This is a genomic window from Serratia sp. CoH_122_TC_1, assembly GCF_058191755.1.
In genome coordinates this window covers 110,652-137,059 of sequence record NZ_JBXWLA010000008.1, presented here as the reverse complement: position 1 = coordinate 137,059, position 26,408 = coordinate 110,652, and the positions used below count along the sequence as shown (strand labels likewise).

At 55.3% G+C, this 26,408-nt stretch carries 25 protein-coding genes; 7 read left to right on the top strand and 18 right to left on the bottom strand.

Annotated features, from left to right (window positions below; all coding sequences use genetic code 11):
- The first annotated feature begins 36 nt into the window (after nt 1–36).
- The 3 genes from olsF to AC2FC2_RS12220 all read left to right on the top strand — a co-directional run bounded on the left by olsF (nt 37) and on the right by AC2FC2_RS12220 (nt 3,428).
- Nucleotides 37–1,758: an ornithine lipid synthase OlsF gene (gene olsF, locus AC2FC2_RS12230; protein ID WP_490659299.1), complete on the top strand. Its 1,722-nt coding sequence runs from the start codon at nt 37–39 to the stop codon at nt 1,756–1,758.
- Between the two features lie 99 nt (nt 1,759–1,857).
- Nucleotides 1,858–2,640, top strand: a complete 783-nt coding sequence (locus AC2FC2_RS12225; RefSeq protein ID WP_490659298.1) for an N-formylglutamate amidohydrolase — start codon at nt 1,858–1,860, stop codon at nt 2,638–2,640.
- A 74-nt stretch (nt 2,641–2,714) separates the two neighbouring features.
- Entirely contained in the window at nt 2,715–3,428 is a 714-nt protein-coding gene (locus AC2FC2_RS12220) for a flagellar brake protein (RefSeq protein WP_209633641.1), read from the top strand.
- 40 nt (nt 3,429–3,468) lie between these two features.
- Here the strand turns inward: AC2FC2_RS12220 and AC2FC2_RS12215 are convergent, their stop codons facing one another.
- From AC2FC2_RS12215 to AC2FC2_RS12205, 3 genes are read right to left on the bottom strand one after another with little or no spacing between them, the layout of a single operon-like run.
- Entirely contained in the window at nt 3,469–4,308 is an 840-nt protein-coding gene (locus tag AC2FC2_RS12215) for a PfkB family carbohydrate kinase (RefSeq protein ID WP_490307451.1), read from the bottom strand.
- Nucleotides 4,309–5,025 carry a glutamine amidotransferase gene (locus AC2FC2_RS12210; protein WP_490659297.1) on the bottom strand — a complete coding sequence of 239 codons (717 nt, stop codon included), beginning with the start codon at nt 5,023–5,025 and terminating at the stop codon, nt 4,309–4,311. It abuts the gene before it with no gap.
- Nucleotides 5,022–5,276 carry a hypothetical protein gene (locus AC2FC2_RS12205; RefSeq protein WP_209633635.1) on the bottom strand — a complete coding sequence of 85 codons (255 nt, stop codon included), beginning with the start codon at nt 5,274–5,276 and terminating at the stop codon, nt 5,022–5,024. Before AC2FC2_RS12205 ends, AC2FC2_RS12210 begins: the two co-directional genes overlap by 4 nt.
- 68 nt (nt 5,277–5,344) lie before the next feature.
- Here AC2FC2_RS12205 and AC2FC2_RS12200 point away from each other — a divergent pair, with 68 nt between their 5' ends.
- The gene (locus AC2FC2_RS12200; protein ID WP_209633633.1) at nt 5,345–6,649 is read left to right on the top strand and encodes an aminotransferase class I/II-fold pyridoxal phosphate-dependent enzyme; all 1,305 of its coding nucleotides are present in this window, start codon (nt 5,345–5,347) and stop codon (nt 6,647–6,649) included.
- Nucleotides 6,650–6,657: 8 nt separating this feature from the next.
- Here AC2FC2_RS12200 and AC2FC2_RS12195 read toward each other — a convergent pair whose 3' ends face one another.
- From AC2FC2_RS12195 to AC2FC2_RS12180, 4 genes are all read right to left on the bottom strand, one after another.
- The gene (locus AC2FC2_RS12195; protein ID WP_209633632.1) at nt 6,658–7,629 is read right to left on the bottom strand and encodes an LLM class flavin-dependent oxidoreductase; all 972 of its coding nucleotides are present in this window, start codon (nt 7,627–7,629) and stop codon (nt 6,658–6,660) included.
- A gap of 155 nt (nt 7,630–7,784) precedes the next feature.
- On the bottom strand, nt 7,785–8,618 hold the full coding sequence (gene pbpG, locus AC2FC2_RS12190; protein ID WP_209633629.1) for a D-alanyl-D-alanine endopeptidase: 834 nt from the start codon (nt 8,616–8,618) through the stop codon (nt 7,785–7,787).
- Between the two features lie 159 nt (nt 8,619–8,777).
- Complete coding sequence (gene ppk2 / locus AC2FC2_RS12185) at nt 8,778–9,692, bottom strand: polyphosphate kinase 2 (protein WP_209633627.1); 915 nt, start codon at nt 9,690–9,692, stop codon at nt 8,778–8,780.
- A gap of 26 nt (nt 9,693–9,718) precedes the next feature.
- Nucleotides 9,719–11,329 carry an inorganic phosphate transporter gene (locus AC2FC2_RS12180; protein ID WP_209633625.1) on the bottom strand — a complete coding sequence of 537 codons (1,611 nt, stop codon included), beginning with the start codon at nt 11,327–11,329 and terminating at the stop codon, nt 9,719–9,721.
- 204 nt (nt 11,330–11,533) lie between these two features.
- Here AC2FC2_RS12180 and AC2FC2_RS12175 point away from each other — a divergent pair, with 204 nt between their 5' ends.
- Complete coding sequence (locus AC2FC2_RS12175) at nt 11,534–12,562, top strand: transporter (protein WP_209633623.1); 1,029 nt, start codon at nt 11,534–11,536, stop codon at nt 12,560–12,562.
- Here AC2FC2_RS12175 and AC2FC2_RS12170 read toward each other — a convergent pair whose 3' ends face one another.
- The 9 genes from AC2FC2_RS12170 to AC2FC2_RS12130 form a co-directional block, all read right to left on the bottom strand.
- A complete protein-coding gene (locus AC2FC2_RS12170) occupies nt 12,563–13,096 on the bottom strand; it encodes an SRPBCC family protein (RefSeq protein WP_209633621.1) in 534 nt (177 codons plus the stop codon).
- A gap of 3 nt (nt 13,097–13,099) precedes the next feature.
- Nucleotides 13,100–13,447, bottom strand: coding sequence for an ArsR/SmtB family transcription factor (locus AC2FC2_RS12165; RefSeq protein ID WP_209633619.1), 348 nt, complete (start codon nt 13,445–13,447; stop codon nt 13,100–13,102).
- 88 nt (nt 13,448–13,535) lie between these two features.
- Nucleotides 13,536–14,762, bottom strand: a complete 1,227-nt coding sequence (locus AC2FC2_RS12160) for a Zn-dependent hydrolase (protein ID WP_490659296.1) — start codon at nt 14,760–14,762, stop codon at nt 13,536–13,538.
- Nucleotides 14,759–15,250, bottom strand: a complete 492-nt coding sequence (locus tag AC2FC2_RS12155) for an L-2-amino-thiazoline-4-carboxylic acid hydrolase (protein WP_209633615.1) — start codon at nt 15,248–15,250, stop codon at nt 14,759–14,761. Before AC2FC2_RS12155 ends, AC2FC2_RS12160 begins: the two co-directional genes overlap by 4 nt.
- Nucleotides 15,251–15,280: 30 nt before the next feature.
- Nucleotides 15,281–16,441 carry a branched-chain amino acid ABC transporter substrate-binding protein gene (locus AC2FC2_RS12150; protein ID WP_490659295.1) on the bottom strand — a complete coding sequence of 387 codons (1,161 nt, stop codon included), beginning with the start codon at nt 16,439–16,441 and terminating at the stop codon, nt 15,281–15,283.
- A 33-nt stretch (nt 16,442–16,474) separates the two neighbouring features.
- Nucleotides 16,475–17,188, bottom strand: coding sequence for an ABC transporter ATP-binding protein (locus AC2FC2_RS12145; protein ID WP_209633612.1), 714 nt, complete (start codon nt 17,186–17,188; stop codon nt 16,475–16,477).
- Complete coding sequence (locus tag AC2FC2_RS12140; protein ID WP_209633610.1) at nt 17,181–17,951, bottom strand: ABC transporter ATP-binding protein; 771 nt, start codon at nt 17,949–17,951, stop codon at nt 17,181–17,183. Before AC2FC2_RS12140 ends, AC2FC2_RS12145 begins: the two co-directional genes overlap by 8 nt.
- A complete protein-coding gene (locus AC2FC2_RS12135) occupies nt 17,948–19,060 on the bottom strand; it encodes an ABC transporter permease subunit (RefSeq protein WP_265553362.1) in 1,113 nt (370 codons plus the stop codon). The genes AC2FC2_RS12140 and AC2FC2_RS12135 overlap by 4 nt, the downstream gene beginning before the upstream one ends.
- Before the next feature lie 8 nt (nt 19,061–19,068).
- Complete coding sequence (locus tag AC2FC2_RS12130) at nt 19,069–20,019, bottom strand: branched-chain amino acid ABC transporter permease (RefSeq protein ID WP_490659294.1); 951 nt, start codon at nt 20,017–20,019, stop codon at nt 19,069–19,071.
- Between the two features lie 172 nt (nt 20,020–20,191).
- Between AC2FC2_RS12130 and AC2FC2_RS12125 the strand changes: the two genes are divergently transcribed.
- Nucleotides 20,192–21,100, top strand: a complete 909-nt coding sequence (locus AC2FC2_RS12125; protein WP_490659293.1) for a LysR substrate-binding domain-containing protein — start codon at nt 20,192–20,194, stop codon at nt 21,098–21,100.
- Nucleotides 21,101–21,121: 21 nt separating this feature from the next.
- On the opposite strand, the gene AC2FC2_RS12120 is transcribed toward AC2FC2_RS12125, so the two are convergent.
- Together AC2FC2_RS12120 and AC2FC2_RS12115 are read right to left on the bottom strand one after the other, a co-directional pair.
- Entirely contained in the window at nt 21,122–22,438 is a 1,317-nt protein-coding gene (locus AC2FC2_RS12120; RefSeq protein WP_490659292.1) for an ABC transporter ATP-binding protein, read from the bottom strand.
- Nucleotides 22,439–22,450: 12 nt separating this feature from the next.
- Nucleotides 22,451–24,190 carry an ABC transporter permease gene (locus AC2FC2_RS12115; protein ID WP_490659291.1) on the bottom strand — a complete coding sequence of 580 codons (1,740 nt, stop codon included), beginning with the start codon at nt 24,188–24,190 and terminating at the stop codon, nt 22,451–22,453.
- 253 nt (nt 24,191–24,443) lie between these two features.
- On the opposite strand from AC2FC2_RS12115, the gene AC2FC2_RS12110 reads away from it, so the two are divergent.
- Entirely contained in the window at nt 24,444–26,324 is a 1,881-nt protein-coding gene (locus tag AC2FC2_RS12110) for a potassium transporter Kup (protein WP_209633598.1), read from the top strand.
- Nucleotides 26,325–26,408 lie beyond the last annotated feature (84 nt).

Genomic DNA, 26,408 nt, shown 5'->3' with positions numbered 1-26,408 from the left:
CTTAAGTTTGCAGCGACTAAGCCAGGAGATAACGCGATGTTTAGCTTGGACTCTCTGTTGCATGATGCATTTCCACACCGCAAAACCCCTGCCTGGCAGCGTAGCCTGCTGAGATCATTACTCTTCGAAAAAGAGTTCAAACAGTTTGCCGCCGACTATCCACACCTTAAAGGGCTGGATTTGATCGAGCAGGTGGTGGACTACTTCAACCTCAGTTGTGAATTAGTGGATGGCGATCTGGAAAATATTCCCAGTCAAGGCCCGGTGGTGTTAGTCGCGAACCATCCGATCGGCTCGCTTGATGGGCTGGTGCTGCTGCGTGCGGTGGCGGCGGTACGTCCGGATGTCAAAGTGGTCGCCAGCCAATTGTTGACCTACATTGAACCGCTGCGCAGCCTGTTCGTGCCGGTTGACAATGTGGGGTATAAGACCAGCCGCAAGCAAATTGAAGGCATGCAGGCGCAGCTGGATAAACAGGGCGCATTGATCCTGTTCCCCGCCGGAGAGGTATCACGTATGAGCCCGAAAGGCATACGTGATGGTCACTGGCATACCGGCTTCTTGCGCCTGGCGGCCAAGGCACGTGCGCCTATTGTGCCCATTCACATCAGTGCGCGTAACAGCAACCTGTTTTATTTCACGTCGATGGTTTATCGCCCTCTGTCGACGCTCTTGCTGGTGCGGGAAATGTTCCAACAGCAAGGGGGTCGTATCAAAATCCGTGTTGGAGGGCGTATCCCGTTCGCCAACTGGCACGATGGGCACACCAGTGCTAAAGATCTGGCGGAACGCTTCCGTCGTCACGTATACCGACTGGGTCAGGGGAAAGAAGGACTGTTTGCCAGTGAATCGCCGATTGCCTTGCCGGAAGACCGGTTGGAACTGAAAAAGGCGCTGGCAAACTGTGAGCGGTTAGGGGTAACGCCGGACGGCAAAGAGATCTTCCTGTATCGCCGTCAGGATGAGGCGCGTACGCCCATCCTGCGTGAACTGGGTCGGCTGCGTGAAATCGCCTTCCGGGCCGTTGGTGAAGGGTCGGGACGTCGTCGGGATTTGGATAGCTATGACGACGACTATTTCCACTTGGTGTTGTGGGACGCGGACGAGTTGGAAATCGTCGGTGCTTACCGTTTTATTCCAACCGCCGAGCAGCTAGAACGCAAAGGGCTGGAAAGCATCTACAGTAACAGCCTCTTCCATTATGACCGCGATATGGCACCCATACTGGCGCAGGGCATTGAGTTGGGCCGCAGCTTCATTCAGCCGGCCTATTGGGGCAAGCGCGGGCTGGACTATCTGTGGCTTGGCATTGGCGCTTACCTGGCAAAATACCCACAGTACCGCTATCTCTTTGGCCCGGTTTCCATTTCCGGCGGTATGCCGGTAACGGCGCGTGACCTGTTGATTGCCTTCTACCGATTGTACTTCTCGCCCAATCATGCGTTGGCGCAGTCTCGTCAACCTTATCCTGCCTCATTGCCGCAGGTGTTGGCGCAGTTTGCCGGCGATAACTATCAGGAAGACCTGGTCAGACTGAAAAGCCTGCTGAGCAACATTGGTTGCTCTATCCCAACGCTATACAAGCAATATACCGAGCTGTGTGAACCGGGCGGGGTACAGTTTATTGATTTTGGTACCGACCCGGCATTCAATAACTGCATTGATGGTCTGGTATTGGTCGATCTGACCCGGCTTAAACCGGCGCGTTTCCAGCGTTACATTGCGGTACATCAGCCCCAGGATGCGTGCATAGAATGATTAGCTTCTCATTCATGCATTTTTGATCTAATCCGAGCCTTGGCGCCGGCGGTGGGATATAGCCTAAGATAAGGCTTTGTTCCAGCGTCGGAGTCTTTCATGCCACAGTCGTTTGTCCCGTCTTTATTAACCCTGGATGACCCCGCCGCCGTGGCGGTTGAAACAGCAAAGGGTATCGCTCCCTTTTTATTGCTGTGCGATCACGCAGGCCAGGCAATCCCCCAACGTTTGGGTGATCTGGGCTTGCCGGCGGGGGAGATTGACCGCCATATCGGTTGGGACATTGGCGCACTAGGCGTTTCACGTCACCTCAGCCGCCAACTGGATACCACACTGATTCACCAGCGTTACTCACGATTAGTGATTGACTGTAACCGTACGCCCGGCATTGCCAGCTCGATACCGCAGGTGTCCGAACTGACGCCAATTCCCGGCAATGTCGGTATTCATGCTGAACAAAGTTTAGCCCGTGAGCATGAGATTTTTCTGCCTTATCACCGCACCATTGCCGATACCTTGGACGAGCGTCAACGTGCCGGTTTACCAACGGCGGTTATTGCGATGCACAGTTTCACGCCGGTATTTAAAGGGAGTGCGCGGCCATGGCAGGTGGGACTGCTGTTTAATCGCCACCCGGAATTCGCCTTGCTGTTGGCTGAACTGTTGCGAGAAGAAGGGGATTTGGACGTGGGGATCAACGAACCCTACGCCATGACCGACGCCACGGATTACACGCTGCCGGTGCATGCAGAGCGGCGACAGCTTCCCTATGTCGGCATTGAGATCCGCCAGGATCTGATCGCCGATCAACAAGGCCAGCAGAACTGGACAAAACGCTTCGCCAGACTGCTGCCACAGGCTTGGCATCGTTGGCAAATTTGACTTTAGGAATATTCCCAGAGATGATAACTGTAAGGAATGTGTAAATCGTCATTGGGAAGAGTCAGGAGCGACGAGTGGAGCAAAATGATAACGGATTGTTTATCAAGCAGGAGCGCTTTGAAGTGCTGGCGATTTTGCGCGAAATTTGTAAACAGCGCACGCCACTGCGAGTTGTCAATGAACGACAGCAGTTTCAGAGTCTGTTGCTGAGTGTCGGGCCGGATAACATCGTGTTCAGTGGCGATGAGGCGGAGACGGTTGTCGACGGCGAATGTACCATTGTGATCGAAAGCCATGATGCGAAGATCGAGTTCTCTGTCGGTAAGGCGGAAACCACTCATCATCAGGGCGTTAATGCATGTTCAACTCAATTGCCGAAGGAACTGGTCTACATTCAGCGCCGTCGTCAGTTCCGCGTGACGACGCCACACTGGCGTGAATTTCTCTGCAGCGGCGAATATGCCGACGGCAGCGAGTACCAACTGAGGATCCACGATCTCTCTGCGGGTGGCGTCGGTTTACGCGTGGATGGCCCATTGCCGGAAAACCTTCAGCCTGGCTTTCAGTTCAAAAAGGCGTTATTGGATCTTGGCAGCTACGGCAGCTTCAAGGTCAATATGGAACTGGTGGTGATCAACGAAGATCAAGAGCTGGATGACGACGACAAATTAGTGCATTTTTCGCGCCTGTCATGCCGTTTTATGAAGTTGGGTTTGGCAATGGAAAGAAAAATTCAGAGCGCAGTGTTTGCATTCGAATTGGACTTCAATAAAAAGAAAAAGCGTTAGGCAGACGAGTGGGGCAGCCAGCTGCCCCGTCACCCCCGGCCTATTTCAAGGCACGCAAACTGCCAATTTCCTCCCAACCAAAATGCTCCGCTTCTGCCAACACGTCGCATACCTCGCCACTTGCCGTGACGATGGCCTCGTTGAGGTTTTTACCCTGTAGAAGGTGGCTTACGAGCAAAGCTGTGAACATATCCCCGGTGCCTTTGACCTTCGATTGGATTTTAGGGTGGGTATAGCTTTGCACTTCGTGGCGGCTGACCAGCAGCAACCCTACTTCGTCGTCGTTTTCTGCTACCCCCGGCGCACTGGTTACCAACACCCACTCGGTGGTGTCATTCAACAATGCCCCTGCGGCACGCTGGGTTTGTTCGCGGCTGAGTAATGGGTGCCCGCACAGTTGCTCCAGCTCGAACCCGTTAGGGGTGAGACCATTGGCTAACGTCAGGAAGGGGGAGCGGTAGCAGCCGACGATGCGTTCATCGACATAAATGCCTTCGCCATAATCGCCCATCACCGGATCGATATAAATTTTTATCTGCGGATTGATAGTGCGTACACGCTGTAACCAGTTTTCCAGTATGTGGCACTGACGGACATCGCCCAGATAGCCAACAATGACGGCTCGGGTGCGCAACATGACACCGCGGGTCAACAAATCCTCCAGAAAACCGCTGAACCATTCCGCGGAAATGACACCTCCACTGGGGGCGCCATAGTAAGGCGGGCAACCAAAGAGCACGCTGGGTACCTGCAAGGCTTCCAGCCCTTTTTTCAGTAAGGTGCGGTAGGCGATACCGTTGCCGACGCTACCGTACACCACTTGGGATTGAATGCTGATCACATCAATCTGCGGTGGTTGTAGTTGAGAAATCTGATGCATCTAGGACTTCCTTGGTTCAATTTTATCCAGCCACTGTGCAAACACCTGCCGAGCGCGTTGTTCTAACTCTGTGCCGTAACGCGCGGCCTGCTGGCGTAAACGCTGCGGAATGACCCCCGCCAACCCCAACTCACAGGCATGGCCCACCAGCCAGCGTTCAATGTCGCGATGATCGGCTTCCAAATGAAACTGTAGCCCAAGGGCAAAATCCTGGTATTCGAATGCCTGATTAGGGCAAATCTCGGTCCCTGCCAGACAGGTTGCCCCTTCCGGGATCATAAACATGTCGCCGTGCCAGTGCAGCACTGGCGTTGCGCCCAAGGGGGCCAGCACGGAGTCTTCATGTGTCGTTAAGGTCAGGGGGGCGAAGCCAATTTCTTTCACGCCGAGCGAGATGACATCAGCTCCCAAGGCCTTAGCCATCACCTGTGCACCAAGGCAGATGCCGAGTGTAGGCCGTTTTTGCTGCAACCGCTGTGTGACCAGCGCCAGCTCGTCATTAAGAAATGGATAGTGCTGTTGGCCGGCAAAATGCTGTGCGGCACTGATCGGCCCGCCAAGCACCACCAACAAATCGGTTTCCTCATTATCAATGGCGCGGATGTCGTCACGACCGGCATCGTAATAATCAATCTGATAGCCACGTAATGAAAGCAGTGAACCCAAAATACCGAGATTTTCGAAATTGACATGTCTGATAGCGACCACTTTTTTCATTGTTGTCCCTCTGTGGTGTTGGGGTAAGGGGCAAGTTCCAGGGTATCGCCCAAAATTGTGATGCCGCCGATACCGCTTTGATAAACTATCCGGCGTTCTTTGACCTGGTTTACCTGTAACTGATAACCCTGTTCGGCGGGAAACAGCGCCTGCGCCTGTTGCAGATGAGCCTCTGCCCAAGGTGTGAGCATCTGCAGACGGGCGAAGGCTTTTCCGTCATGTTGAATATCGAGTACGTAATGTTTTTCCATCTTTACCCCTTAACTTTTACGTTCGAAACAGGTAATCTTGTTTGAACTAATACAAAAAGGTTTTATGTATGGGTTCATTGTATGCAAAAGGCGGCAGTGCTGTCCAGATTGCTGAACAGTTCAGCACGCAGATAAAGCAGGGTGATTTGCAACCGGGTGATTTGTTGCCACCTGTACGCCAACTGGCCGTGGAATTGGGGGTCAATCCCAATACGGTCGCCAGTGCTTACGCCAAGCTACGAGATGCCGGTTTGGTCGCCACCCGCGGCCGTGCAGGGACGCAAGTGCTTGAGCAACCCTTGATGGCTGCGCGAAATGTCAGGCAAGTGCCTGAAGGTATGCGTGATTTGGCCAGCGGCAACCTGGACGCCACACTGTTACCGGCCCTGTCGCTCGGTGCAGAAGATGTCTTCCCACAGCAGAACGGCTATGACGTTAGCGGCGATTTGCCGGCGCTGTGTCAACGTGCAGGCGAATGGCTAACCCAACAAGGGGCATCGTCAGGTGAGATGTCGGTGTTTTCCGGCGCGCTTGATGCCATTGAGAAGGCACTGCGTAGCCATGCTACGCCGGGAGCCTCGGTGTGGGTGGAAGACCCTTGCTGGCCGCCATTACTGACGCTGTTGCGGCATCTTCGCCTCAAACCGCTGCCCTTGCCGATAGACGATCAAGGGTGCCGCTTGCCCGAGAAAGAGGCCGGCCCGCAAGGGTGCGCGGTGATACTGACGCCGCGAGCACAGAACCCGACAGGCATGTCGCTAAGCGCCGCTCGCGCCAAAAGTTGGCGTGAATTTTTAGCGGCCAATCCTGCGTGTTTGGCGATCGTTGACGATTTCTGGGGGCCGTTGTCACAGCAGCCTTTGTATTTGCCCTGTGACATGGATAACGGTTTGTATGTGTTGTCCTTGAGTAAGTTTCTCAGCCCGGACCTGCGTATTGCACTGGCCTGCGGCAAGCCGCCACTGTTGCAAGCGATGCGTGCGGATCAATACATTCGCGAGCGTTGGGTCAGCCATATCTTGCAGCAGATTGCCGTTAAACTATGGGCGCAAGCGCAGCGCGATGGTTTGCTGGTGCGGGCGCAACATGCCTATCAGCAACGGCGCGATACGTTGACGGAACGGTTACATGCGTTGAGTGGTATCCCCTTGCCGCCGGGCGAAGGCGTCCATATTTGGTTGCCGGTACGTTCAGAGGCCGCAGCCAGTCAAATCATGGCGCAGCGCGGATGGTTAGTACAAAGCGGTGAGCCGTTCCGCCTGAAAAGCGGCCCGGCGATCCGTGTCAGTTTGGCTAACCTGATCCCAGCACAGCTGGAAACACTGGCGCAGGATCTGGTTGTTGCTATCGGTGCGGGTACTCTGGTGAACTAACCCCGGAATCAAACCTGCGCCAATAGCCGTAAAGAGGCCAGACGGGCGGCGGGCTGGGTGATGGGGGTATCAATCACAAACTCTTCCACGCCATATTGCTGGTGCAATTGGTCCAGCTGCTGGCGTACTTGCTGAGCGGTGCCCCGCAGGATATGGCTTTCGCGGGGTTCAATGCGGTAATCGGTCGCGCCAGCTTGTTGCACAAAACTCTCCGCCTGTTCCAGGCTGCCGACCGTCACGCTTTGGCCACCGGTTACGTGTACTCGGTATTGCTGGATCCCTGACGCCAGTGCGTTGGCCTGTTCGGCACTGTCGGCGACGATCACCGCGACAGCCAGCAGGGCGTTGCGGCCACCGCTTTGCGTGGCGTAATGGACTAGCGCCCGTTTAATGTCGTCCTGATTGCCATTGAGGTGAGCAGCAAAGACAAAGGCCCAGCCGTGTTCGGCAGCCAACTGAGCACTTTCTTCGCTGGCACCCAGCAGAAAGCGTTGTGCCGGTTGTGACGGCTGCGGCGTGGCGCTCAGGCCCGGTTGCGCGTCATCATTCAGATAGGCATTGAGCTGCGCGAGTTGCTGAGGAAAATCCGGTTTATTCTGTTGGTCATGAGCGGCCTGTAGCGCTTGGGTCGAAAGTGGCAGCCCCCCCGGCGCTTTGCCCACCCCCAGATCAACCCGGCCTGGCGCCAGTGTCGCCAAGAGATTGAAGTTTTCCGCCACTTTATAAGCACTGTAGTGTTGCAGCATGACGCCGCCGGAGCCAATGCGGATCTGTGACGTTTGCCCAAGCAAATAGGCAATCAGCACTTCGGGCGAAGGGCAGGCAAGTTGCGCAGTGTTGTGATGTTCTGCCAGCCAGAAACGGCGGTAACCCCAAATTTCAGCCTGCTGCGCCAGGTGCAGCGTGCGTGTGAGCGCCTGTGCAGCGCTTTCTCCTTCGGCTATCGGACTTTTTTCCAACACGCTCAGGGCATAAGCCATTTTTCCGCTCCTTTATCATCAATTATTCATGACAAATACCATGCTGCATGCCCCGGACGTAATACTGATTGGGGATAGGATATTCCATTGATAAAAAACGAATTTAGATATGCGCAGAACGGAAAAAGGCGCGTCATTAGCGCGCCCGAATCGGATCAGGATTCCAGCCAGGTTTTCAGGCGAATGGCGTCGCTATAGTGACCGTAGCGCTGCTGGGAACCGAGCAGGATCATGACCACCGGCTGCCCTTTGATGAGGGTCCGCATGACCAGACAATGGCCTGCTTCGTCGGTGAACCCGGTCTTTTGCAACTGGATTTTCCAGGCGGGATTGTTGATTAACCCATTGGAGCTACGATAAACCAACTGGCCTCGGCCAGGGTGTACGATTTGCTGTTTGTCAGTACTAAAACGTCGAATGGTCTGATAACGGTAGGCATGATTAACCATTTTCAGCAGATCGTTGGCACTGGCGACATTTCTTGGGGTCAGTCCGGTCGGATCGTAAAAGTGTGAATGCTTCATGCCGATGGCACGTGCTTTCTGGTTCATTTTTGCCACAAAGGCTTTACGACCGCCGGGGTAGTTGCGGCTCAGCGCCGACGCGGCACGGTTTTCCGATGACATCAACGCGATGTGCAACATATCCCGGCGGCTGAGCGTTGAGCCGATAGTCAGGCGCGAGTGGGTTTTCTTTAACAGATCGCGGTCCGATGGCGTGACCTGCATTCTGTTACCCAGTGGACGTTTGCTGTCCAGCGTAACCATGGCTGTCATCAACTTGGTCAGCGAGGCAATGGGTTGCACGCGGTTAGCCTTCTTCTGATACAGGACTTTACCGGTTCGTTGATTGACGACCAACACGGATGTCGAGTGCAGCGCCAGCGGCGCAGCGGCTTGTGCGGCTGGCAGCAGGAAGAGCAGAGCAAGAACCAAAATGGCGCCGAAGCGGCATGCGTGAACGCGAACAGTGGAATTAAATAAAGACATGGCAACCGTAACTATGATCCTGACTGATGAATGAGTATCAGAAAGAGTCTGCACAGCAAATGTGGAGAAAATAGGGTGTTGATACAACGGGTCAGGAATCTTGGGGGGTATTGTAGCGAGAAAAACGCAGGGAGACGGCGTACCGCCTCCCTATAGACATCAATACACTTCTGGAACCACCATGGTGTCCGGAACCGGATGACGGTTGTAATCCGGGCTGCGTTTGCGTGGTGGCAGGGTGATCACGTTGCCCTCCGCTTCTTCATAGGGCAGTTGCTCAAGCAGGTGACTGATGCAATTTAGCCGCGCCTTTTTCTTGTCGACACCCTGAACTACCCACCAGGGGGCTTCAGGAATGTTAGTGCGTGCTAACATGACTTCTTTGGCCTCGGTATAGTCTTCCCAGCGGCGGCGACTCTCCAGATCCATCGGGCTGAGTTTCCATTGCTTCAATGGGTCGTGGATGCGGCTGAGAAAACGCAACTCTTGCTCGTCGTCGGTGATTGAGAACCAGTATTTCACTATCTGAATGCCACTGCGCGTCAGCATTTTCTCGAACTCTGGCACGCTGCGGAAGAACTCTTCATATTCTTCGTCGCTGCAAAAGCCCATCACTTTCTCCACCCCGGCACGGTTGTACCAGCTGCGATCGAACAGTACCATTTCGCCTGCGGCCGGCAGATGGGCAATAAAACGCTGGAAATACCACTGGGTACGTTCGCGATCGTTAGGGGCCGGCAGTGCAGCCACACGGCAGGTGCGCGGGTTCAGGCGCTGAGTGATGCGTTTGATCACCCCACCTTTGCCCGCAGCGTCACGGCCTTCAAAAATGATCACCAGCCGATGGCCGGTACGCATAACCCAGTCCTGCAGTTTGACCAGTTCCCCCTGTAAGCGCAGCAATTCGCGGAAGTACTGTTTGCGCCACGCCTTTTTCGAGTCGCTGTCCACTTCGGTATCGTCAAAGCGCAGATCGTCCAGCTCCATTTCCAGCTCTTCGTCATAGCTGTCGTAAAATTCTTGCAGCAAGCGCTGGTTGAAGCTCTCGTCGCGGTTAAATTCATGCATAGACATGGTTAATTCTCCGTGTTAGCCCGGTTTTAGAAATGGTTGAAAATCCAGTACAGCCCAGCGGAAAGCAGCACCGAGGCCGGTAACGTCAAGACCCAGGCCATCAGCAGGTTACGCAGGGTAGACATTTGCAGACCGGAGCGGTTGGCTGCCATGGTGCCGGCGATGCCGGATGACAGCACATGCGTGGTGGAAACCGGCAGCCCAAAGATGTCTGCAGCCCCGATGGTAGTCATCGCCACCAGCTCGGCGCTGGCCCCCTGGGCATAGGTGAGATGGCTTTTACCGATCTTCTCGCCCACGGTCACGACGATACGTCGCCAGCCCACCATGGTGCCCAGCCCAAGGGCAATGGCCACGACCACTTTGACCCAGAACGGAATAAAGCGGGTGGCGCTATCCAGATCGCTTTTCAAGGCATCCAGATTGCGCTGCGAGTCGGCGGATAGGTGAAGTTGTTTTTCCGACTTCAGGTGTTTAATGACCTCCGACGCCAGATACATATCGTTACGGGTATTAGACACGGCCTGAGCGGGGATCTTGTCGACCGAACCGTACTGGCGGATTTGATCGCCAATGGCGCCGGTCAATTGGGCCAGTGCAGGCACGACGTCGGGGGAGAGTTCGCTGGTCCGCACATAGCCGGTCAGCACGTCGCGCGGTTGTGCCTGGTTGACGGCCGGAAACTGACTCAGCAATTGGTTTTTGGTGACTTCTGCCAGTGCGGCGACCCGCGGGATTTGCTCGGGTGGCATTGAGCGGTTGAGCGCATAGGCAATGGGCATGGTGCCGACCAGGATCAGCATGATCAAACCCATTCCTTTTTGCCCATCGTTGGACCCATGAGCAAAGGAAACCCCCGTACAGGTCAGGATCAGTAAACCGCGGATCCACAACGGCGGCGGCGAGTCGTTTTTAGGGGCGGTATAGAGTTGGCGGTTTTTGACAAAGACTTTCAGCGCCAGCAGCAATAATGCGGCAAACACAAAGCCGATCACCGGCGAAAGCAACAGAGCGTAGCCCACTTTGATTGCTTGTCCCCAATCTACGCCGCTGGTGCCGGTGCGGCCGTGAATCAGCGCATTGGCCACCCCAACGCCGATGATTGAGCCAATCAGCGTATGAGATGACGAGGCAGGTAACCCGAGCCACCAGGTACCGAGGTTCCAGATAATCGCCGAGAACAACAGCGCATAAACCATGGCGAAGCCGTTACCGGTGCCAGCCTGTAAGATCAGCTCGACGGGCAGCAGCGAAATGATACCGAACGCCACCACGCCGCTGGAAAGCAGCACGCCGAGAAAATTAAAGAAGCCTGACCAAACAACCGCCACCATCGGCGACAATGAGTGGGTATAAATCACCGTGGCAACGGCATTGGCCGTATCATGAAAACCATTAACGAATTCAAAGCCCAATGCAATCAGTAGCGCTAATCCTAATAAAAGGAACGGGAGGTAACTGGTATATACCGCACCCGCATCACTCACGTCGTTAAATAAATTAACCCCGGCAAAAGCTATCCCCAGTACTAATAAAAACACAAAAAAAAGAACAGTGAGTCGACTGTTCTTTTGGTAGATTTTTGGCAGGCTGGATGCAGATGGTGCACCTGCTTGAACGGCGCTGTTTTCGCTCATAAAGGACCTTCCCGATAAACTTCATTTAGAATACTGACGGAGCCGTACGCTGTTGCCATCAAAGTATTGGGAAACAATGTGACTTTTTTATGACGGTAATATTAATCATCGGGAAAAGTGAAAATAATTAACGTTGGCATTTAAAGATTGATATAAATGCTGGAGCTGATTATTAATTGGTGTGGTTATTCAGGATAAAGATTTATGGCTCAAACGGTTGCGGAAAAATTGCACAAACTTGATTTTGATGATGAGGTCACCGGGCTGATTTATGGCCACGTATTCCGCACGGCAGAGCCGCCGCTACGCGTTTCATCGCAGCAGGCTTGTCAGGCTTATCAGACATTGTCACCGGGTGAGGGTTTTATCTGGTTACATCTCAATTTGAACCATGCAGCCGCTGAGAAATGGCTGAAAAATCACTTCGCTATTTCCGACTTTTTCTTCGATGAGATCCGTCATGGTTCACATACCACGCGTATTGAACGTCAGGGCGACGATCTGTTTGCCGTGCTCAACGACGTGATTTTTCACCCTAAAGAAAACAATCCAGAGATCGCGACGTTATGGCTGTATTGCCGTAGCGGGCTGGTGGTCACGGTACGGCACAAGCCTCTGCGTTTAATCGAACGGCTGCTGAGCCGGTTGGGGCCGCTACAACTGACATCATCGACCGAACTGCTGGCGCATCTGCTGGAAGAACAGGAGGACGTGCTTGAGCAAGTGGTGCGACAGGCCAACCAGTATGTCGATACCATCGAAGACCGCCTATTGAGTAATCACGTTAAACGAAACCGTACAGAACTGGGGCGTATGCGCCGTATGCTGCTGCGTTTTCAGCGTTTACTGGCACCGGAACCTGCGGCGCTGTTCCGTTTGCTCAACCGGCCACCGGCCTGGTTGAGCCGCGACGTGGTACAAGATCTGCGCCAATTCACGGAAGAATTTACCGTGGTGTTGAACGATCTCGCCAGTCTTACCGAGCGCATTCGTCTGTTGCAGGAGGAGATTGGCGCCAAGCAGATGGAACAGAATAACCGTACGCTCTATACCCTGACAGTGATCACCGTGTTGGCGCTGCCGATCAATATCGTTGCGGGTTTCTTCGGGATGAACGTGGGAGGGATCCCGCTGGCCAGCAACCACCACGGCTTTATTTTGCTGGTGTTGCTGGTCGGCGGTTTTACGCTGGTGACCGGCTATCTGGCGTTCAGACGCCGGGATGAAAGCTGACTAGAGTCTGGCCCGGTACTCTTCTTCCAACTTGGCGTGGGTGCTCCAGAACGGCTGTGGCTGACGATCGTGCAGGCGATCGACCAGGATATCCAAATGCGTGTGCCAGCCTCCGGCGACGCTGAGCATTTCGTCGCGGTTAGCCAAGCGGCGATGGGTCACCGTCAACAGCACGGCATTTCCCTGTTCAGTCAGTTCAAAGGTCACTTCGGAAGGGCGACTCTGTCCTTGTTCCGCCCAGGTAAAGCTCAGCAGGCGTGGGGGGAAAAGGCAGGTGATGTGACCGATATTGCTGACGCTGCAGCCAAGGTTTTTATATTTGGCCGGTGTTTGTTCATGCTCGCCGGTGAGGTCAGAATTGCGGAACACCAGCTCAACCTGGGCACCATTTTCCAGTTTCATATCGCCGGCGGCCAGCCAGGTGGCGCGTTTGTCGGATTCCGTCAGATAGGCCCATACTCGCTCGATCGGGCCGGGAAGCAGCCGCTGAATGCGCAGCGTGCCGGTTTCAATAATCATGCCGTAGTCGTTCATGGTTCACTCCTTGGGAGGATTCGGTTCGGGCTGCAGCAGCGCGATTTCCAGCGCATCCAGCCGCTCTGTCCAGAAATGCTCGTAGGTTTGCAGCCATTGCATGGCTTGTGCCATTGGCTCGGGTTCAAGCCGGCAGATATGGTTTCTTCCCTGCACGGTGCGTTGCACCAGCCCAGCAAGCTCCAGTGCTTTGATATGCTTGGAGGCGCCGGCAAACGACATCTGCAACGGCGCGGCCAGTTCACCAATGCTGTGCTCTCCATCGGCCAACGTACGCAGTATCGCGCGACGCGTTGGATCAGAAAGCGCTCGGAAAATGGCGTCCAGCTGTGAGGAAGATAATTTAACCATATGGTTGAATATAGAACAGGCAGGCGAATATTCAACCAGTTTGTTGAATATTTTTTATTGCCCCGACCGAAGGGCCGGGGCAATGTGTTCAGGCATGGGTTTGCGCCAGTAATGCGTTAAGCAGTACGTTGGCACCGGCTGTCGACCATTCGCGGGAAATATTTTCCAGCTCGTTGTGGCTGATGCCTTCCACGCAGGGAATGAAGATCATCGCCGTCGGCGCAACCCGGCTCAGGTAGCAGGCGTCATGACCCGCGCCGGAAACCATATCGCGGTGGGAATAGCCCAGTGACCGTGCGGCTTGCCGAATGCTGTCGATGCAACCTTGATCAAAGCGTATCGGTTGATACTGGAAAATACGTTCGGCGTGGGCGCTCAGACCCTTGGTACCAACCTCGGCTACGGCCGCTAACAGCCGCTGTTCCATCTGTTCCAGTACCCTCTCTTGCGGATGGCGGAATTCGACGCTGAAAAACACCTTACCGGGTACCACATTGCGCGAATTGGGGCTAATTTGTGCCATGCCCACCGTGGCGCGGGCGTCGGGCATGAAATCCGTACCGATGTTATTGACGGCAATAACCATGGCGGCAAAACCGAGCAGGGCATCGCGACGGCGATCCATCGGTGTGGTACCTGCATGGGCGCTAAAACCGGTGATTTCCAGTTCATACCAACGTTGCCCTTGCGCCGTTGTCACCACGCCAATCTCAATGTTTTCTGCTTCAAGAATCGGCCCTTGCTCAATGTGCAGTTCAAAGGCGGCGTGAATCGGCATTCCGCCTACCGCATGTTCACCCGCATAACCGATTTTCTGCAATGCCTCACCGATGCTGACACCCTGATCGTCGCGACGCGACAGGCCGTACGCCAGGTCAAATACGCCAGCAAACACCCCCGAGGAGATCATCGCCGGGGCGAAGCGTGCGCCTTCCTCGTTAGTCCAGTTGACGACCTCAACGGCACGTTCCGTGGTGATCTGGCGATCGTTGAGAGTGCGGATCACCTCCAGACCGGCGAGCACGCCATAAATGCCGTCAAAACGTCCTCCGTTGGGTTGAGAGTCAACGTGGGAACCGGTGATCACCGGCGCCAGTTCTGGGCGAGAACCTTCACGGCGCAGAAACATATTACCCATGCGATCGACCCGCACGCTGCAACCGGCTTCCAGTGCCCAGTCACGCAACTGGTCGCGTGCCAGGCGATCTTCTTCGCTCAACGCCAGCCGGGTGACGCCGTCTTTCGGGATGGCGCCAAACTGTGCCATATCACGCAGGCTTTGCCACAGGCGCTCCCCATTCACCCGTTGTGTCATTCCTTCTCTCCCTGCGGTTTGGTCGCATAGCGGAAATCACAGCAGGACGCACCGGACATAATGGTTTGGGTACGTTGCAGCTCGACATCCGGCGCATAGCCAACGATAAACTGGCTGTCGCGCGCGCAAGACAACAAATGGCCGATTTCGCCCAATCCCATTTGATGGTACATCTCGGCATAGCGGCAGCGGGTAACGTTATAGTCGAAATGTTGTTCGTCCTGATAGATCACCTTTACCTGCAGCGCATCGTCTTTTTCCCACAGGTACTGCAAGGCGGCGAAACTCTGCAAATCGGCGCCATTGGGCTCCTGCGCAGCAAAGTTTTTGCCCGCCTCAATGGCGGCGTTTTCGATGGCTTCGCCGATCACCGCCTGTGCGCGTTCCTTGCCTATCTCACGCACCAGAATCTGATAGATCGGTTTAATGATTTCCGCCTCTATGCGTCGCCGGGCCAGAATACCCAATTCGTTTTTTGCATCGCTCATCGCCTTGCTCCTCATTGCCTTGCGGATTTCTTATTGTGTTTTTGCGCCGCCCAGTACGCTCTGCGGCTGCCATTTGCCGTCAACGACCCGATAAAGGGTGAAGCTCGGCTGTTGCAGGTTGCCCTGCGAATCGAATGCAATGGTGCCTGTAACACCTTGATAATGAATGGTGCGCAATGCCGGCAGGTAATCGGCTGGATCGGCAGACCCCGCTTGCTCCATGGCAGTAATCAATACCCGGGTGGCGTCGTAGGCGAACGGCGCATGCAGTTCGATATGGGTTTTGTAGCGGTCGCGGTAGGCCTGCTCAAAGGCCTTGCCGCCTGGCATCTGTTCCAGCGGCAAACCGGGCTCCAGTGCGACGACGCCTTCACCTTCTTTTTGCGCCAGCGTCAGGAACGTCTGGCTGACAAAACCACCGGCACCCATTAATTGGGTATTCATCCCCAGTTGTTTGATGCGACGGGCCAGAGGAGCGGCCTGAGAATCAACACCGCCGAAGAAGATCAGATCAGCGTTCTTGCTGCGCAGGGTGGTTAATACCGCACTGAAATCGACAGTCTTGTCGTCGACATATTCACGCGCTACCGGCTGAATTCCTTGCGCCGCCAGTGACTTGATAAACTCATCTGCCAGCCCTTGTCCGAAGGCGGTACGGTCATCTATTACCGCAATACGCTTGGCCTTGAGTACCTTGGCCGCATATTCACCCGCGTAATTGCCACCGTCATCGTCATGGCCCATCACGCGGAAGCTGGTATCGAACCCTTGTTGAGTATAGCCGTGGCCGGTGGCGACGGGCGCGACCTGGGCAATGCCGGCATCGTGGTAAATGCGTGCTGCCGGTATGCTGGTACCGGTGTTCCAGTGGCCCACCACACCTGCGACGCCTTCGTCCACCAAGCGTTGGGCTACGGCAACCGCAGTACGTGGGTCGGACTGATCGTCCTCTGACAGCAGTTTAAAGATGACCGGCTTGCCTTTCAGCGTGGGTTTTTGGGCATTGGCATCGGCGATCGCCAGCTGCGCGCCGTTCTCCAAATCTTTGCCGATGCGCGCGGAAGGGCCCGTCAACGGACCCGCCAGGCCGATCAGAATAGTTTCATCGGCCAAAGCCGGTGATGCCGCACTCAGGCTAACCAAAACGGCGGCGGCAAGTGCCAGCGGCTTCAAGCGAGTTATCTTGTTCATGTATAGCTCCCGGTGTGATTAAAAATAAAAAGGTTATTCACCCAAATAGGCTTGTTTGATTTTTTCATCATCCAACATGTCGGCAGAGCGTCCACAGTGGCTCACACTGCCGCTGTCCAGCACATAGGCGCGGTCGGTTGATGCCAGCGCCAGCCGGGCATTTTGTTCCACTAAAAGTAGCGTGACACCGTCACCAGAAAGACGTTTGATGACCTCAAAAATGGCTTCGACCACAATGGGTGCCAACCCCATCGAGGGTTCATCCAACACCAACAGCCGGGGGCGACTGAGCAAGGCGCGGCCCATTGCCACCATTTGCTGCTCGCCGCCGGAAAGCAGCCCGGCCTGCTGTTGCAGCCGTTCGCGCAGACGTGGGAAAAGGGTGCAAACCTGTTCCATATCCTGACGTACTGCTGCTTTGTCACGTCGCAAATAACTACCGAGCTGCAAGTTTTCCAGTACCGTCATGCGGGCAAAAATACCGCGTCCTTCCGGCACCATGACCAGCCCTTGTTGCAATAGCTGATGTGTCGGTACGCCGCGAATAGAGCGTCCCTCAAACAGGATCTCGCCCCCGAAGGGCTGCAGGCCCGTTAGTGCTCGCAGGCTGGAGGTTTTTCCGGCACCGTTGGCACCGATCAATGTCACCTGTTCGCCGCTGTTCACCGAAAAATCGATGCCTTTAACGGCATGAATACCGCCGTAGGACACTTTTAGTTGTTTGACTGCCAGTAACGGTTCAGACATGAGCAGCCCCTCCCAGATAGGCACGGATCACGGCAGGTTCGCGTCGTACCTGAGCAGGTTCGCCTTCGGCAATAACTTTGCCGTAGTCGAGTACCGTCAGGCGGTCGCACAATCCCATCACCAGCTTGACGTCATGTTCGATCAACAGCAGGGTTTTGCCGCTTTCGCGGATACGTTGCAGCAGATCGCGCAACGCCACTTTCTCGGCAGCATTCATGCCTGCCGCCGGTTCGTCCAGGGCCAGCAATTTGGGTTCGGTGGCCAATGCGCGGGCAATTTCCAACCGACGCTGATGGCCATAGGACAAATCGCCGGCGCGGTAATCGGCAAATTGACTGATGCCGACGTACTCCAGCAGCGCGTAGGACTTCTCCCGCGTTGCCTGCTCTTCTTGCCGCGCGCGACGGTGGCGTGAAATTGCCGCCCAGAGCCCATTGCGGGTACGCAGATGACAGCCGACCATCACGTTTTCCAACACGCTCATTTCATTGAACAACCGCAGATTCTGGAAGGTACGCGCAATACCGGCTTGCGCCACTTTATCTATGGCCTGTGGTTTGTAGCGGCGATCCTGTAAACGGAATTCGCCGCTGTCGGCGCGATACAGGCCGGTGATCAGGTTAAAACAGGTGGTTTTTCCTGCACCGTTCGGCCCAATCAGGCCGTAAATCTCCCCCTGACGAATACTGATGCTGACGTCATCGACAGCGGTGAGCCCGCCAAAGCGTTTACTGACGTTACTGAGCGTGAGGAGTGGCGTCATGACGTTGCCCCTTGTGGGTGGCGTGCCGGCCACAAGCCCGCAGGGCGATAGAGCATCACGAGAATCAACGCCAGCCCGTAAAACAGTTGGCGGATAATTTCCGGGTCGATCCACACCTGCCCAAATAACGCCTGTTGCAGTGGCCCCATGGTACTGCGCAGCAATTCTGGCAGCGCGGCCAGTAACAAAGCGCCGAGGATCACGCCGGGTATGTGGCCCATTCCGCCTAAAACCACCATGGCCAAGACGGCGATAGACTCTTGCAAGGTGAAGGACTCTGGCGAGACAAACCCCTGAAACGCGGCAAACAGCGCCCCGGCAATACCGCCAAAGGTGGCACCAATGGCAAATGCCAGCAGCTTGAAGTTACGCGTATTGATGCCCATGGCGCGTGCAGCGTCTTCATCCTCGCGAATGGCGGTCCAGGCGCGGCCAACCCGCGAATGTTGCAGGCGGAGACAGATAAACAGGATCAGCAACAGCAATGCGGCGAACAGATAGTAATAGAGGTAGAGCGACGAAAAACGCAGGCCAAACCATTGGTGCATGCCGGAAAACGTCAGGCCAAACAATGAGACGGGATCGATGCCGGAAATCCCCTTCGGGCCATTGGTTATGTTGAGGGGGCGATCCAGATTACGCATTAGAATACGCACGATCTCGCCGAAACCCAGTGTGACGATGGCCAAATAGTCACCGCGAAGCCGCAGCGTGGGTGCCCCCAGCAAAATGCCGCACAGCGCTGCCAGCAGTGCAGCCAAGGGGATCAGTAACAGAATCGACAGATGCAGGCCATTCGGGAACCAGTGCAATAGCAGCGGGAACTGTTCGGTCAAATGTGGGGATGACAACAGCGCGGTCAGATAGGCACCTACCGCGTAAAAAGCGATAAACCCCATATCCAGCAGGCCAGTGAGGCCGACCACGATGTTCAGCCCCAGTGCCAACATCAGGTACAGCAGTGCGAAATCGATCACCCGTACCCAATAGTTGCCGCCTGCGGCACCGGCCACCCAGGGGGCCAGCACCAGGCCGAGCATAAACAAGACTACGCCGAGTCTGGCGCGGTGTGGGCTGTCGGTATGTATCATGGTGGTCAGAATAGTCATTTTTGTCCTCAGGCGCGGGTAGCGACGCGTTCGCCTAGCAGCCCGGATGGGCGGAACACCAACACGGCAATCAAAATCAGGAAGGCAAACACATCCTGATAGTTGCTGCCGAAAGTCCCGCCGGTCAGTTCGCCGAGATAACCGGTGCCCAGTGATTCAAACAGCCCTAGCAGTAATCCGCCGAGCATCGCGCCACGCAGATTGCCGATCCCACCCAGTACGGCAGCCGTAAAGGCCTTGATGCCGGGCAGGAAGCCCATGGAGAAACCGGCATTGCCGTAGTTACTGGCCATCATGATGCCTGCCACGGCCGCGAGAGCACCGCCAAGGGCAAAGGTCAGAATGATGATGCGGTTGGGATCAATACCCATCAGGCTGGCGACCTGGGGGTTTTCAGCCGTGGCGCGCATGGCGCGGCCAAAGCGTGAGTGTTCGACCAAGAACAACAGCCCGACCATCACCAGTACGGCAACGACCAGTGTGGCGATGCCCGTCCCGGTGATCACCGCCGGTGCGTGTTCAGCACTGCCTTGAGTTAGCGCGATAGGGGACATGGGTAACAGTTGCGGGAACATCAACGGATTACGCGACCAGATAAGCATGGCCAACGTTTGTAGCAGCAGCGAAACGCCAATCCCGCTGATCAGGGGCGCCAGGCGCGGCGCATTGCGCAGGCGGCGATAGGCCAGACGCTCGATACTCATCGATACCAGGGCGCAGACCGCCATGGCGATAAGTGCCGCCAGCAGCAGCACGGCATACGGCGACAGCGCAGGAAAATGGTGCTGTAACACGCAGATGGCGGACAGTGCGCTGAGTGTGCCAACCATCAACACATCACCGTGGGCAAAATTGATGATGCGCAGGATGCCGTAAACCATGGTGTAGCCCAGGGCGATCAACGCATAAATGCTGCCGAGCATCAGGCCGTTGACGGTCTGCTGTATCAGCGTATCCATAGGGGAGAGTCCCGAAAAATAATGATTCAGGACGCTCACACTAGAGAATTAAAAAAAATTGTAAAATACGGAAAAATAATTTCTTATACAAAAAACGCGTGTTTTTAATAGGTTGATTTATCTGTATATTAAATTTAAACCTTCGCTGTATTTTCACAAAAATAGCCAATATATGAAAAAAACAGAACAATATGCAGTGCCGTTACCCAACGATCCGCCGCTTCGTGCTGTACGGGCATTTGAGGCTATTGCCCGCTTGGGCAGCGTTACCGGCGCAGCGAAAGAACTGGGGATTTCACCCTCGGCGGTGAGCCATCAGCTCAAAACCCTGGAGGCATTTCTGCAGATGCCGCTGACCGAACGCCAAGGGCGTAAGCTGATCCTGCGTAATGAAGGGCGGGACTATTACCGTTCGATACGCTCGGCGTTTAACGTACTGCGTCAGGCGACGGAGCAGGTGAGAGAGCAATCAGCATCCCGACAGGTGACCATCAGTCTGATCCCGCTGTTTGGCATGGGGTGGTTTATTCCACGGCTACAGGGTTTTCTACGTGAGAACCCCGAGACCGACATTAACGTGGTGTACGCTAATCACCGTAACTATCTCAGTGACGCTGCGGATATTTCGATTCGTTTTGGTGCCGGGCAATGGACAGGTTATCGCAGTGAAAAACTGATGTCCGGTAAAATGGTGCCCGTGTGCAGCCGGGGTTTTATCAAGCTACACGGGGTGTTCGATACGCCAGATCAACTCTCGCCACTGCCGCTGTTGCATGATGAAGAACGCACGACCTGGATGCAGTGGTTTCAGCTAGCCGGGGCGCGGCGCCCCTTACGCAGCACCGGCCCGATGTTTGAAGACGGTTTATTGACCTTGGCGGCAGTGCAGGCCGGGTTGGGGTGCGCCCTGATGCGCGAGCCATTGATCACGCCTTACCTGAACAGTGGTGAACTGGTTAAGCTGTTCGATCTGGCGATCGACGACGGCCGTGATTATTACCTGTGCGTGCGGCAAGACAGTGAACTGTCGCCGGAGGGACTGGATCTGCAACGCTGGTTGTTGAAAGAGGCCGGGGTTTGAACACCCCGCGCCAAATTTGATTCAGAATTCGACGTCTTCCAGGCTGAAAAACTCGGTCTGATCGTTATAGGAAAAGATTTCCGCATAACGTCCCCAGTTAATGACGGTGTCCAGTGTCTCCTTCGCCGCGGCGTCAGACAGCGAGTCCTCCAGTTCCTGCTCAAAGCGCATACGCGGCGCACGGTGGCCCGGGCGTTCGTCCAGCACAGTTTTGATCAGCGCGGCCAGCGGCAGGTAGCGCAGTAAATGCTCGGCGAACATGACTTTACGTGCCTGGACATCGTAGTCGGCAAAGATTCGCGCTGAGGGTGTCAGAAAAATATCCCCTTCACGGACATCTGCGAAACCCAAAAATTGCAGCACTTCGGCGATCGGGAATAGATCATCCACTTCCAGGTGGAGCGAATGAGCGATGTCCGGCATGTCGGCGCGGCCGAAATAAGGCGCGGCAGCCAACGTTTCTATCAGACCGGCAATCAGGTTGGTGGAAACATGCGGTAAACGCGTGCCAAGCTTCAGGCCTTTTTTAACGCTCTCATCCACCGGTCTGGCGGTCATTTTGGCGTAAACGTCATCCACCAGACGGCGGAATAACGGATCCAGCCGATTACGTGGGTGGCTGAACGGCACCTTGATTTCAGCAACGACCCGTCCGGGGTTGGAGGACAGCACCAAAATTCGGTCACACATAAACACCGCTTCTTCAATGTTATGCGTCACGATCAACACGGACTTAATCGGCATACGGCCCTGGTTCCATAAATCGAGCAGGTCGGTACGCAGTGTTTCCGCCGTCAGCACATCTAGCGCGGAGAAGGGCTCATCCATTAACAGCAGCGTTGGGTCCACCACCAAGGCCCGGGCAAAGCCGACCCGTTGGCGCATGCCGCCTGAAAGCTCACGCGGGTAGGCGTTTTCAAAGCCGTCCAGACCGATCAGGTCAATCGCGGCCAGCGCGCGCTCACGCCGTTGATTGGCGGCAACACCCAAGGCTTCCAGTCCCGCCTCCACGTTTTGCAATACGGTGAGCCAGGGGAAAAGGGCAAAGGTCTGAAACACCATGGCAATGCCTTTGGCCGGGCCGCTTAACGGTTGGCCAAGATAGTCAACCGTGCCTGATGTGGGCTCGATCAACCCGGCAATGATCCGCAGCAACGTTGATTTACCGGAACCAGACCGCCCCAGCAACCCGACAATCTCCCCGGCCCGTAAAGACAGATTAACGTCATTGAGGATCAGCAGTTCGCTGTGCGTCGTGTTAAAGCCGTGGTCGATGTTCTTTACCGCTAAAATTTCCGTGCCGGCGAGCGGCGCTACCCTGTTTTCTGGATCTGACATCTGAACGCTTCCTTAATCGATGCGGAATCGGGATTCGGCGTAGGCATACAGCGGACGCCACAGCAGGCGATTGAACAGAGTGACAAATAACGACATCACGGCGATGCCCAAAATGATTTTAGGGAAGTCGCCCGCGGTGGTGGTTTGTGCGATGTAGGCGCCCAGTCCATGTGCCGTGACCTGCGTGCTGCCCCACTGCACGAACTCTGCCACGATACTGGCGTTCCAGGCGCCACCTGAGGCGGTAATGGCCCCGGTGATGTAATACGGGAAAATGCCGGGCAGCATGACCTGACGCCACCATTGCCAACCACGAATATGGAAGTTGGCAGCGGCTTCTCGGTAGTCGTTGGGGAAGGCGCTGGTGCCCGCGACCACGTTGAACAGGATGTACCATTGGGTACCGAGCACGATCAGTGGCGACAGCCAAATATCCGGATTGAGGTGGAAGTGCACAATGGTGATGACGAATACGGGAAACAACAGGTTGGCTGGGAAGGCGGCCAGAAATTGGGCAATAGGCTGAACTTTGCCGGCCAACGCAGGGCGCAGCCCAATCAGCACCCCAAGCGGCACCCAGATCAGCGATGAAATAGCGATCAGTACGGTGACGCGCAACAACGTAATGAGACCCAGTACCAACACATGGCCGACGTCCGCCAGCGTCACTCCGGTCTGCACATAAAGGATCACGTGATAAGCAATGGCGATCGTCAGCAGGATCAGCAGGCCGCTCCAGCATAGGTCGATCAGGCGCGAGCGTTTTTGCCGTTGCACGTTGCTGGCTCGGCGGCGTCTTATTGTCGGCAGATTGAGCCGCAGGCGTGCGGTCTTGGCCAGAAGTGCACCCAAGGGCGTCAATAACAGGTGAATGAGTCGCGTGCGGCGCATCAGGTTCAGCACCCACGAGTTTGGCGCATGGGCTGAGCGGGTGGTTTCCATGCGAAATTTGTCTGCCCACGCCACCAATGGGCGGAACAACAACTGGTCATAAGCCAAAATCACCACGGTCATGGTGAGCAGTACCCAACCGACCGCGTGCAGATCTTTACTCAGTATCGCCTGTGCGAGGTAGGCGCCAATACCGGGTAGCGTAAAGGTGTTATTACCGACCGTAATGGCTTCAGACGCCACGATAAAGAACCAGCCGCCAGACATCGACATCATCATGTTCCAGATCAGGCCCGGCATTGAAAACGGCACATCCAGCTTCCAAAAACGCTGCCAGGGGCTCAAATGAAAACCGCGCGACACCTCCAGTAAATCACGTGGCACGGTGCGCAGTGATTGATAAAAACTGAAGGTCATATTCCAGGCTTGGCTGGTGAAAATCGCGAAGATGGCGGCGAGTTCGACGCCTAACACCCTGCCGGGAAACAGTGCGATAAAGAAGGTCACGGTAAAGGAAATATAACCGAGTACCGGCACCGACTGAAGAATATCGAGAATAGGCACCAGCACTTTTTCCGCACGGCGGCTCTTGGCTGCCAGCGTGCCGTAAACCAAGGAAAATATCAGCGCTGCCACCATGGCGATAAGCATGCGCAAGGTGGTGCGCAGGGCATATTCAGGCAGGTTAGCGGGATCAAGAGAGATCGCCTGGGTTTTTAGCGTCATGATTGGCTGCATCGTTTGATGCAGGCCAACAGCCATCATCGCAATAGTGCCGATAATCATCGGGAAGGCGATAACATCCCACCCGTTGGGCAGTAAACGCCGGGCGGAGGCGTGTATATTGAGCCTGACGTTCATCTAACCTCTCTTTAAACCAAAATTGGTCGAGTTTTGAGGGTAATGGCAGCACAACGACTATAGACCATTACCAACCGGCATTTTTAAACCGTTACTCAGCAGACGTCGTTTCAGTGGCTGTCATGCCACAGTGTACCGATGGCGGATGACAATTCAGATTATCGTGATCGTGCAGTAGCTTTGCTGGGGGGAAGCGATAATAATTCATAGACTAAGACAGGATGACCGTTCGATTTTCAAAGAGGATTACGTTATGTCTGCCGGCAGTGACACGGAACAACCCAACAAGTCGAGCTTAACTCTGTTGGCAGGTGGCGCACTGGGTGTGGTGTTTGGTGATATTGGTACCAGCCCCTTGTATACCTTCAAAACGGTGCTGTTTCTCTCTGGCGATACCCCCTCGGTACCCGTGATTCTTGGGTTGTTGTCGCTTATTTTCTGGACACTGGTGATCGTTACGTCGTTGAAATACGCAATGTTCGCGATGCGTATTGATAACCGTGGCGAAGGCGGCATCATGGCCTTGATGTCGCTGTTGGTCAGTAAGACCAGCTCCCGCCCAATGGTGCTGTTTGCCGGCCTGTTTGGTGCGGCATTGATCTACGGCGATGGGGCGATCACCCCGGCGATCTCCGTACTGTCGGCGCTGGAAGGGCTTAACATTGTTCTGCCTGAATCGCAGCCCTATATTTTGCCGGCGGCGGTGGCCATCTTGGTCAGCCTGTTCGCTATTCAACCGCTCGGCACTGCACGCATCGGTAGGGTGTTTGGGCCGATTATGGCGCTGTGGTTTTTTTCCATCGCGGCCTTGGGCATCTGGGGGATTATTCAGCATCCTGCGGTGCTGATGGCGTTGAATCCTTTGTACGGCGTTAACTTCCTGTTCTCTAATGGGGTGACCAGCTTTCTGGTGCTCGGTGGCGTTTTCCTCTGTGTCACTGGTGCAGAGGCGCTGTACGCCGATATGGGGCATTTTGGCAAAAAGCCGATCTGGCTCGCGTGGTTTGGCATCGTTTTCCCCAGCCTATTGCTGAACTATGCCGGACAGGCTGCGCTCATTCTGTCTGGCGCCGACGTGACCCAAAATATCTTCTTCCGCCTGTGTCCGCCGGTGCTGCAAATCCCTCTGGTTATCCTGGCGACGTTGGCCACCATCATCGCAAGCCAGGCTATCATCAGCGGGGCTTTCTCCATGACCCGTCAGGCTATCCAGCTTGGCTGGCTGCCACGCCTGCAGGTGAAACAGACCACGGAGGAAAGCTACGGGCAAATCTACATCGGTGCCATCAACTGGTTGCTGATGGCGGTCACCGTCTTCCTGACGGTGTTCTTCAAGTCGTCCGATAATTTGGCTGCCGCTTACGGCATCGCCGTGTCGCTTACCATGATCATGACCACCGGGCTGCTGTTTGTGGCGATGCGAGAGGTATGGCGATGGGGAGTGGTCACCAGTTTGTTGGTGGCAGGCGGCTTTTTTATCGTCGATCTCAGTTTCCTGTTGGCCAACCTCAGCAAGGTGATGCAGGGCGGTTATGTCCCGTTGCTGTTGGCCACTCTGGTGTACGGCGTGATGCTAATCTGGCATCGCGGGGTGATCGCGGCTTCCCGCACCTTGGGGGAAAAAAGCGTGCCGTTGACGGATTTCCTGGCACACCTTGAAGAGCAAAAAATCCCCCGTGTACCCGGCACTGCAATATTTCTTACTCGTACGCTAAATGGCACGCCGCCGGTGATGAAGTGGCACGTTAAGCGTAACGGTTCGCTGCACGCCACCGTGTTGACACTGAATATTATGATCGTCAACGAACCCCGCGTAGCGAATGCCGAGCGGTTGGTCATCCGACAACAGTCACCGGGGTTCTGGTGCGGAATCGCCAGCTACGGTTTTATGGAGCGGCCCCATATTCCCCGCTTATTACGCCATGCAGAGGCGCAGAAAACCGGGCTGAATTTTGATGACGCGACCTATTACCTGGGGCATGAAACCGTGGTACGCCGCGAGGCCAATGACCGATTACCGGCGTGGCAGCGCAACATTTTTGCGTTGATGGTGCGCAACGGTATGCACGTAACCGATTATTACTATTTGCCCAGCGATCAGGTTGTTGAAATTAGCCGCCGGGTGCCGGTTTGAGGCGCTTGGCTATAGGTTAAAAGCATTGGTTATTTAACTGTCTGCGTGGGAGAGGGTACATTGCGGTAGCGCGATGGGCGCTGC

Coding starts and splice junctions, on each gene's coding strand:
- olsF (WP_490659299.1), top strand. CDS start 37: ATGTTTAGCTTGGACTCTCTGTTGCATGATGCATTTCCACACCGCAAA.
- AC2FC2_RS12225 (WP_490659298.1), top strand. CDS start 1,858: ATGCCACAGTCGTTTGTCCCGTCTTTATTAACCCTGGATGACCCCGCC.
- AC2FC2_RS12215 (WP_490307451.1), bottom strand. CDS start 4,308: ATGCATCAGATTTCTCAACTACAACCACCGCAGATTGATGTGATCAGC.
- AC2FC2_RS12210 (WP_490659297.1), bottom strand. CDS start 5,025: ATGAAAAAAGTGGTCGCTATCAGACATGTCAATTTCGAAAATCTCGGT.
- AC2FC2_RS12205 (WP_209633635.1), bottom strand. CDS start 5,276: ATGGAAAAACATTACGTACTCGATATTCAACATGACGGAAAAGCCTTC.
- AC2FC2_RS12200 (WP_209633633.1), top strand. CDS start 5,345: ATGGGTTCATTGTATGCAAAAGGCGGCAGTGCTGTCCAGATTGCTGAA.
- AC2FC2_RS12195 (WP_209633632.1), bottom strand. CDS start 7,629: ATGGCTTATGCCCTGAGCGTGTTGGAAAAAAGTCCGATAGCCGAAGGA.
- pbpG (WP_209633629.1), bottom strand. CDS start 8,618: ATGTCTTTATTTAATTCCACTGTTCGCGTTCACGCATGCCGCTTCGGC.
- ppk2 (WP_209633627.1), bottom strand. CDS start 9,692: ATGTCTATGCATGAATTTAACCGCGACGAGAGCTTCAACCAGCGCTTG.
- AC2FC2_RS12180 (WP_209633625.1), bottom strand. CDS start 11,329: ATGAGCGAAAACAGCGCCGTTCAAGCAGGTGCACCATCTGCATCCAGC.
- AC2FC2_RS12175 (WP_209633623.1), top strand. CDS start 11,534: ATGGCTCAAACGGTTGCGGAAAAATTGCACAAACTTGATTTTGATGAT.
- AC2FC2_RS12170 (WP_209633621.1), bottom strand. CDS start 13,096: ATGAACGACTACGGCATGATTATTGAAACCGGCACGCTGCGCATTCAG.
- AC2FC2_RS12165 (WP_209633619.1), bottom strand. CDS start 13,447: ATGGTTAAATTATCTTCCTCACAGCTGGACGCCATTTTCCGAGCGCTT.
- AC2FC2_RS12160 (WP_490659296.1), bottom strand. CDS start 14,762: ATGACACAACGGGTGAATGGGGAGCGCCTGTGGCAAAGCCTGCGTGAT.
- AC2FC2_RS12155 (WP_209633615.1), bottom strand. CDS start 15,250: ATGAGCGATGCAAAAAACGAATTGGGTATTCTGGCCCGGCGACGCATA.
- AC2FC2_RS12150 (WP_490659295.1), bottom strand. CDS start 16,441: ATGAACAAGATAACTCGCTTGAAGCCGCTGGCACTTGCCGCCGCCGTT.
- AC2FC2_RS12145 (WP_209633612.1), bottom strand. CDS start 17,188: ATGTCTGAACCGTTACTGGCAGTCAAACAACTAAAAGTGTCCTACGGC.
- AC2FC2_RS12140 (WP_209633610.1), bottom strand. CDS start 17,951: ATGACGCCACTCCTCACGCTCAGTAACGTCAGTAAACGCTTTGGCGGG.
- AC2FC2_RS12135 (WP_265553362.1), bottom strand. CDS start 19,060: ATGACTATTCTGACCACCATGATACATACCGACAGCCCACACCGCGCC.
- AC2FC2_RS12130 (WP_490659294.1), bottom strand. CDS start 20,019: ATGGATACGCTGATACAGCAGACCGTCAACGGCCTGATGCTCGGCAGC.
- AC2FC2_RS12125 (WP_490659293.1), top strand. CDS start 20,192: ATGAAAAAAACAGAACAATATGCAGTGCCGTTACCCAACGATCCGCCG.
- AC2FC2_RS12120 (WP_490659292.1), bottom strand. CDS start 22,438: ATGTCAGATCCAGAAAACAGGGTAGCGCCGCTCGCCGGCACGGAAATT.
- AC2FC2_RS12115 (WP_490659291.1), bottom strand. CDS start 24,190: ATGAACGTCAGGCTCAATATACACGCCTCCGCCCGGCGTTTACTGCCC.
- AC2FC2_RS12110 (WP_209633598.1), top strand. CDS start 24,444: ATGTCTGCCGGCAGTGACACGGAACAACCCAACAAGTCGAGCTTAACT.